Below are 6773 nucleotides of genomic sequence, written 5' to 3'. Positions count from 1 at the left end.
AGGTCACGCCATGGCGCGCCCGTGCGCAAAATCCAGAACACCGCATTGATGAAGCGTCGGTTATCCCTGGCCACGCCTCCCCACTGACCTGCTCGCCCCGGCAAGTGGGGCTCCAGCAAGGCCCAATCCTTATCTGAGAGGTCGTGACGCCGATGAGCTTTAGTCATTGTGATCCCAGGTTCCGCCTCGAAAGTAGTCATTTAACCACATCTCATGACGACATTCTCTAGCACAACCGCACTGGAAGGGTAGGCTCACGCCGCGTGACTACGCCGCCTTGACGCCGTTGATCTGGGAACATGTCAACCCGTACGGACGCTTCGACCTCGATATGAATACCAGGCTCAACTTGTCGTGATCGAAGTGGCGGCTGGTGACACGACTGCTTGTTCTACACCCAGTCATCGGCTGTCAATCCGATGAGTACGTCGCGCAGGTGAAAACGGCATACCTGTGCGTTGAGCAGTTCGCGGCGCGGCGCCACACCACTGAGTAGTCCCCACGAGATCATCAGGGCGTCGGCCGGCATTCGCATCAACAGTTGCTCGGCGAGCGGGCCGCCCACGGCGTCGAAGATCAGTTCAGCGTGGGCGGCGGCGCGCCGAATATCGTCATGTTCGGTGGCGTTGAGCACGGTCAGTCCCAGCGCAGTGAGGGGCTCGCGGTGAACTTCGCTGCGTACGATGCCGGTCACCGAACGGGCGCCGCGATGCAGTGCCCACTGCGCCAGTAGGCGGGCGCCGTTTGAACCCGCCGCCGTCAGCAGCAAGCGCTTCCCGGTTACCGGCCAGCGGTCGAGCATCGTCAGCACCGCCATGGGGTTGATGAAGGCACGCGCGGCCAGGTCGTCATTGATGTCGTTCGGTACCGGAACAGCCAGCGCCGGGTCGCAGACAAGTTCGCAGCACCAGGTTCCGGCACCGCGCAGCGGCAGCACCCGTCGGCCCAGCAGATGTCGCCAGCGCTGCGGCGCTTCGCTGACCATGCCTACTCCTTCATGGCCGGCAGTCTGCGGTAGCGCCACGCGGTGGCGATAGGCGCCGCTGATCGGTATCAGGTCGGAGGGATTGAGGGGCGCTCTCAGCATGGTGACCCGGATGCCGTCTGCGGGCAGCTCCCGGATTGGTTGCGACTCCAGTTGCAGCACTTGTGGCGGCGAGCCGAAACGGTGGTAGCGCAGTGCCATGTTCGAGATGGTGGTCAAGGGGTGACTCTCCGGTGCCGTAGCTGTCCGCCTACAGCAGCGTCATCTGCTCTCCCGGCGGCGCGAATTGCGTGGTATCCAGCGCAAACTCCTGGCGGCGCCGGTTGAGGCCGATACGCCGCACGGCGAGGCGAAAACGCTGCGACAGCAGGTCGGCGAAATGGCCCTCACCGCGCAGTCGGTGGCCGAAGCGGCTGTCGTAGTCGCGTCCGCCTCGCGACTGGCGTACCAGGCTCATGACGTGGGCGGCGCGCTCGGGGAAGTGCTCGTCGAGCCAGGCCTCGAACAGTGGTTTCACCTCATGCGGTAGACGCAGGAAGGTGTAGCCGGCGCTGGTGGCGCCGGCATCATGGCCGGCCTGAAGCAGTTTTTCCAGCTCCATGTCGTTGATCATGGGGATCATCGGCGCGGTGATAATGCCCACCGGTACGCCTGCTGCGCGCAGTTCGCGGATCACTTTCAACCGTGCCGCGGGCGAAGCGGCGCGCGGTTCCATGCACCGCTTGAGCGTGTTGTCCAGGGTGGTAAAGCTGATGAAAACGCGCACCAGCCGCTGCTGTGCCAGTGCGTGGAGCAACTCGATGTCGCGCAGCACCAGGGCGCTGCGGGTGGTGACGGTGAGCGGATGGCTATAGCGCAGCATGATCGTCAGTATTTCGCGGCTCAGGCGGTAGTCACGCTCGATGGGTTGATAGGGGTCGGTATTGGCGCCCAGTGCGATTGGCTGGCAGTCGTAGCCGGGTTGCGACAGCTCCTTCTCCAGCAATTCGGGGAGGTTGGTACGGGCGATCAATCGGGTTTCGAAGTCGAGCCCCGGCGAGTAGTCCCAGTAGGCGTGGGAAGGCCGCGCGAAGCAGTAGATGCAGCCGTGTTCGCAGCCGCGATAGGGGTTGAGAGAACGCTCGAAGGGCAGATCGGGGGAGCGGTTTTTCGAGATCGCGCTGCGGCTCTGCTCGCATCTGACTTCGGTGGCGTGGCTGGCGGGGGCGCTCTCCTGCCACCAGCCGTCATCGATCTGTTCGACGGCAATGCGCTCGAAGCGGTGATGCAGATTGTGGCTGGCGCCCCGGCCGCGCGGGCGTTCTCTTTCCGTCATACTGTTTCTCCCTGGTAGCTGTTTAAATATACAGTTATCGGGGAGAGAACCCAAGGCGTCTAGCGCACCGCGCGCAGTGCTGTCAGCAACTGATCCAGCTGCGCTTCGGTGAAGCTGGAGAAGGAGACCAGCGCGCGCAGCGGCAGGTAGCGGCTCATCGCCTCCATCATGCCGCCGTCGCCCTCGCGCCCCATGATGGGATCAATCATGGGCAGCTCGTCGGCGATATCGGCCAGCTGTTCGCGCAGCACGGCGACAGCGGCATCACTGACCAGCAGATCGCCCAGCAGGGTGTTGCGATCGAGCGGTGGCAGCATCACCGGATCGCCTGCTACCTCGAACGGTGCCACGAGGCGAATATCCTGCGACGAGGCGCCGATACGGATCTCGAAGGTACCGGAGGGCAGGCGCCAGTCGCCGTGGGCCGCATCGTAGAAGCAGAAATCGCGGCGGCGCAGGGTGAACGCGATGTGCTGCGTTGCGCCTGGCCTGAGTGCGATCTTGTCGAAGGCGCGCAGTGTTTGCTCGGCGACCGGTATGGTGCGCGTGGCGTCGCTGACATAGAGCTGTACCACTTCGCTGGCCTCGACGCCGCCGCTGTTGGTCAGTGACAGGCGAACTGTCAGTTCGTCTTCGCCGCTGAAAGTGTCCCGGGAAAGTTCGAGGTCGGTGTAGTCGAAGCGGCTGTAGCTCAGGCCGTGGCCGAAGGGGAATAGCGGGGCGACTTCGGCACTGTCGTAGTAGCGGTAGCCGACGAAAATACCCTCGCCATAGCGCACCCTGTCGCCCTCGCCGGGGAAGTTCAGATAGCAGGGGGTATCCGCCAGTCGCTGCGGAAAGGTTTCGGCGAGCTTGCCGCACGGCGAGACGTCGCCCAGCAGCAGGTCGGCCAGCGCCTCACCGCAGGCCTGGCCGCCGAGATAGCCCGCCAGAATGGCATCGGCGTGTTCGACCCAGGGCATGACAATGGGCGCGCCGCTGGCGAGGACCACCAGGGTGTTGGTCTGCACGCTGCGTACTGCCTCGATAAGCGCGATCTGATTGGGCGGCAGGTCAAGGTGTTCGCGGTCATAGCCCTCGGATTCGATACGCTCCGGCAGGCCGAGGCAGAGCACCGCCACGCCGGCCTCGCGGGCCTGCGCCACCGCTTCCTGCTGCAGGGCGCTGTCGATATCGTCGCGATCGATGGCAAAGCCCTGTGCATAGTGCAGGCGCTCTCCCAGTCGGCTATCAAGCGCTTCGTAAAGGGACGCCACCCGGGTGGCATTGACGTGGGAGCTGCCGCCGCCCTGGTAGCGTGGCCGTTTCGCGAATTCACCGATCAGCGCCACCTCGGCGTTGGCGGCCAGCGGCAGCAGCGCGTTGTCGTTCTTGAGCAGTACCATGCTCTCCCGCGCCACGCGGCGGGCGAGCTGATGGTGCGCCTCGTGGTCGACGCCGACGCTGTCGTCCTCGTTGTCGCGGACGCGCAGCGTGACCGCGAGCAGACGTGCCACGGCGCGATCCAGTATCGCCTCATCGAGCGCTCCTTCGCGCACTGCGGCGACGATCTGCCGGTCGCGCGCTTCGCCGCCGGGCGGCATCTCCAGCTCCAGGCCGGCGGCAAGCCCTGCCACGCGCTCGTTGACCGCGCCCCAGTCGGAGACGACGAAACCCTCGAAGCCCCATTCGTTGCGCAGAATGTCGGTCAAAAGATACGGATGTTCGGCGCAGAGCTCACCGTTAAGGCGATTGTAGGCGCACATGACTGTCCACGGCTGCGCCTCCTTGACCGCCGACTCGAAGCTGGCCAGATAGATCTCGCGCAGGCTGCGTTCGTCGATCACGGCGTTGACCGACATGCGCCGGTGCTCCTGATTGTTGGCGGCGAAATGCTTGAGCGACGCCCCCACGCCGCGCGACTGCACGCCGCGAATATGAGCGGCAGCCAGTCGCGAGGAGAGCAGCGGGTCCTCGGAAAAGTACTCGAAATTGCGCCCGCACAGCGGCGAGCGTTTGATATTGGCGCCCGGTCCGAGCACCACATGCAGGCCTTCGGCGCGGGCTTCATCGCCCAGCGCGCGGCCCATCTCCTCGACCAGCGCCGGGTTCCACGAGCAGGCCAGCCCGGCGGCAGTGGGAAAGCAGGTGGCCGGCTTGCTGTGGGTCAGCCCCAGGTGATCGTCGCCGGCCGGCACGCGCAGGCCGTGGGGGCCGTCCGATAGCCGCATCGCGGGGATGGCGAGCCGTTCGATCGCTTTGGTGCTCCAGAAGTCGTGCCCCGAGCAGAGGCTTGCTTTCTCTTCGAGCGTCAGCTGGGCGATCAGGGTATCAAGAGTCGGCATGGGCGCTGTCTTCCTGCGATCGAGAATATCTTCTCAGCGTAGACGGGTTACGGCTGACGCGGCCCGGCCCGGGCCGGCCGCCGCAGGCGCACGTTGATCACTGCCAGCCCGGCGACCACCAGCAGCCCGCCGATCAGCTTGTTGGCACCCAGCGGATCGCCCAGCAGCCACATGCCGAGCAGTACCGCGAACACCGGCATTAACAGCGACAGCGGCACCACCCGGCTGACCGGGTGCTTCTGCAGCAGCCAGTACCACAGCCCATAGGCCAGTATCGACGACATCACGGCGGTGTAGAAGACTGCGCTCCAGCCTCTCCAGCCGGCGGTCTGCAGCGCCTGCCACTGGCCACTTTCGAACAGCAGGCTTGCCAGCGCCACCTGGGGCGTGGCGAACAGTGCGATCCAGCCCGCCATGGTCAGTGGGGGGATGGCGGGCGCGGATTTGATGATCAGGTTGGAGACCGCCCAGAAAAAAGCGCTGGTCAGCAGCAGAGCGGTGGCCAGCGGTCCCGGCAGCGACGGCCCGCCGGCGATCACCACCACGCCGGCGAACGACATCACAAGCCCCAGCCAGCGGCGGGTATCGAGCCGGTCGCCGAGAAAAATGGCGGCCAGAATGGCAGCGAAAGGCGTGCCCATCTGCACCAGCAGTGCGCCGGTGCCGGCCTCCGCCTGGCTCAGGCCGATGAACAGCAGCGGAAAGTGCAGGCCGCCGAGGGTCACCGACAGCACCAGCAGCCAGGGGAGCTGGGCGCGATTGATGCGGGTAAAGGGCACCAGCAGCAGCGTGACCAGCGCAAAGCGTAGCGTCATCAACAGCAGCGGTGGCAGCTCGGTGACGCCCACCTTGACGACGATGATGTTGAGCGCCCAGATGGCGATCACGAAAAGGCCGAGCAGCAGATCACGTGGCGGCACGAGGGCTCCAGAGTGGCATCAGAGTAAAACAGCCTGCACCGTTAGCGGGCATTAAGGAAGCGCTGACTAAATCGCCGAACGAGATGAAGGGCAAGGCGCACGGAACGCAGACTCGAAGCAACGCGTAGAGAACGCCCGCAGGGCGGCCCGTCAGGGCAAGTTGCCGAAGGCAACGCGTCACGCGAGACATAACATGGGGTTAGATGAGCCTTCGACCGGGCTGGCGTACCAGTACCGCGCAACGTAGTCATTCGCTCGTGCAGGCATTTATGCAGTTTTCACTTCACCCCTGCGCTATCGGCTGGTTGCACCGCGCCTGGCCGCCAGGCGATATTGCAACGCATCGATCCATGGAAACGCCACTTCTATCGCCATGCCACAAGGTCACTCCCACGAAGCGCAACCCGCCGGCACCACGCCCTTTTGCCACGTCTGCGGCCGCCACTCGCCCGATGTCGAACTGATACCGTTCGGCGCCGTACGCCCCTCGCTGAGCCCGGAAATCGAGGCGCTCGCTGCCGGCTGGGGGCAGGGGTGTTATCTGTGTCGCAGCGATCTGATGCGGGCGCGACGACGCCACCTGCGCAGTTGGCTGCATCGCCATCACGCTACCGGCACACTCGGCGAGCAGGTGATCGAAGCCATCGAGCGCGGCGAACCGGTCACCCGGCCCCCCGAGGAGGTGCTGCCGGAGCGCGAAAGTTTCGGCAACCGGGCGGCGGATCGGCTGGCGACGTTCGGCGGCAGTTGGGGGTTCATTCTGAGTTTCGCGGTCGTGTTGATCGGCTGGATGCTGCTCAACACCATCGGCCTGTTGGCGCACCCCTTCGACCCTTACCCCTTTATTCTGCTCAACCTGGTGCTCTCCTCGCTGGCGGCGCTGCAGGCGCCGGTGATCATGATGAGCCAGCGTCGGCAGGAGGAGAAGGATCGTGCCCGCGCGGAGAGCGACTACCGTATCAATCTCAAGGCCGAGCTGGAGATTCTGCAGCTGCACGACAAGCTCGACCACGCCATGATGCAGCTGGCCGAGCTGCAGCAGGCCCGAGCGCGGCAGGAGGATGGCCATGAGTGACTGGCAAAAACTTGTCGGCGTCGGCCTGATGGCCCTGACGCTGCCGGGCGGCGGCCGCAGCCCCTTTATTCTCAAGCAGGTACGGGTGCGCGAAGGCGGTACGACCGAGGTGGAGCTGAGCCGGTAGGCGGCGTGGCGGTTCGTCTTGTCTAAA

7 protein-coding genes are annotated in these 6773 nt (G+C 65.0%); 2 read left to right on the top strand and 5 right to left on the bottom strand.

From position 1 onward, the window contains the following. From H146_RS20800 to H146_RS0113785, 5 genes are all read right to left on the bottom strand, one after another. The coding region (locus H146_RS20800; RefSeq protein WP_156826829.1) for a transposase at positions 1-167 on the bottom strand (167 nt) is incomplete at its 3' end. A gap of 224 nt (positions 168-391) precedes the next feature. Continuing rightward, positions 392-1204, bottom strand: a complete 813-nt coding sequence (locus H146_RS19435; RefSeq protein ID WP_019952473.1) for an alcohol dehydrogenase catalytic domain-containing protein — start codon at positions 1202-1204, stop codon at positions 392-394. Positions 1205-1235: 31 nt separating this feature from the next. Then, on the bottom strand, positions 1236-2300 hold the full coding sequence (locus H146_RS0113795; RefSeq protein ID WP_019952472.1) for a PA0069 family radical SAM protein: 1065 nt from the start codon (positions 2298-2300) through the stop codon (positions 1236-1238). Positions 2301-2359: 59 nt separating this feature from the next. After that, entirely contained in the window at positions 2360-4624 is a 2265-nt protein-coding gene (locus H146_RS0113790; protein ID WP_019952471.1) for a glycoside hydrolase family 3 C-terminal domain-containing protein, read from the bottom strand. A 47-nt stretch (positions 4625-4671) separates the two neighbouring features. Next, complete coding sequence (locus H146_RS0113785) at positions 4672-5544, bottom strand: DMT family transporter (RefSeq protein ID WP_019952470.1); 873 nt, start codon at positions 5542-5544, stop codon at positions 4672-4674. Between the two features lie 373 nt (positions 5545-5917). Here H146_RS0113785 and H146_RS19430 point away from each other — a divergent pair, with 373 nt between their 5' ends. Further along, positions 5918-6619, top strand: a complete 702-nt coding sequence (locus H146_RS19430; RefSeq protein WP_019952469.1) for a DUF1003 domain-containing protein — start codon at positions 5918-5920, stop codon at positions 6617-6619. After that, on the top strand, positions 6612-6746 hold the full coding sequence (locus H146_RS22345; protein ID WP_019952468.1) for a hypothetical protein: 135 nt from the start codon (positions 6612-6614) through the stop codon (positions 6744-6746). The genes H146_RS19430 and H146_RS22345 overlap by 8 nt, the downstream gene beginning before the upstream one ends. Positions 6747-6773 lie beyond the last annotated feature (27 nt).

Source organism: Kushneria aurantia DSM 21353, assembly GCF_000382245.1.
In the GTDB taxonomy this organism is placed as follows: Bacteria; Pseudomonadota; Gammaproteobacteria; order Pseudomonadales; family Halomonadaceae; genus Kushneria; species Kushneria aurantia.
Note: the sequence above shows the minus strand (reverse complement) of the source record. Positions and strands in the feature narration are given on the sequence as shown.

Coding starts and splice junctions, on each gene's coding strand:
- H146_RS0113795 (WP_019952472.1), bottom strand. CDS start 2,300: ATGACGGAAAGAGAACGCCCGCGCGGCCGGGGCGCCAGCCACAATCTG.
- H146_RS0113790 (WP_019952471.1), bottom strand. CDS start 4,624: ATGCCGACTCTTGATACCCTGATCGCCCAGCTGACGCTCGAAGAGAAA.
- H146_RS19430 (WP_019952469.1), top strand. CDS start 5,918: ATGCCACAAGGTCACTCCCACGAAGCGCAACCCGCCGGCACCACGCCC.
- H146_RS22345 (WP_019952468.1), top strand. CDS start 6,612: ATGAGTGACTGGCAAAAACTTGTCGGCGTCGGCCTGATGGCCCTGACG.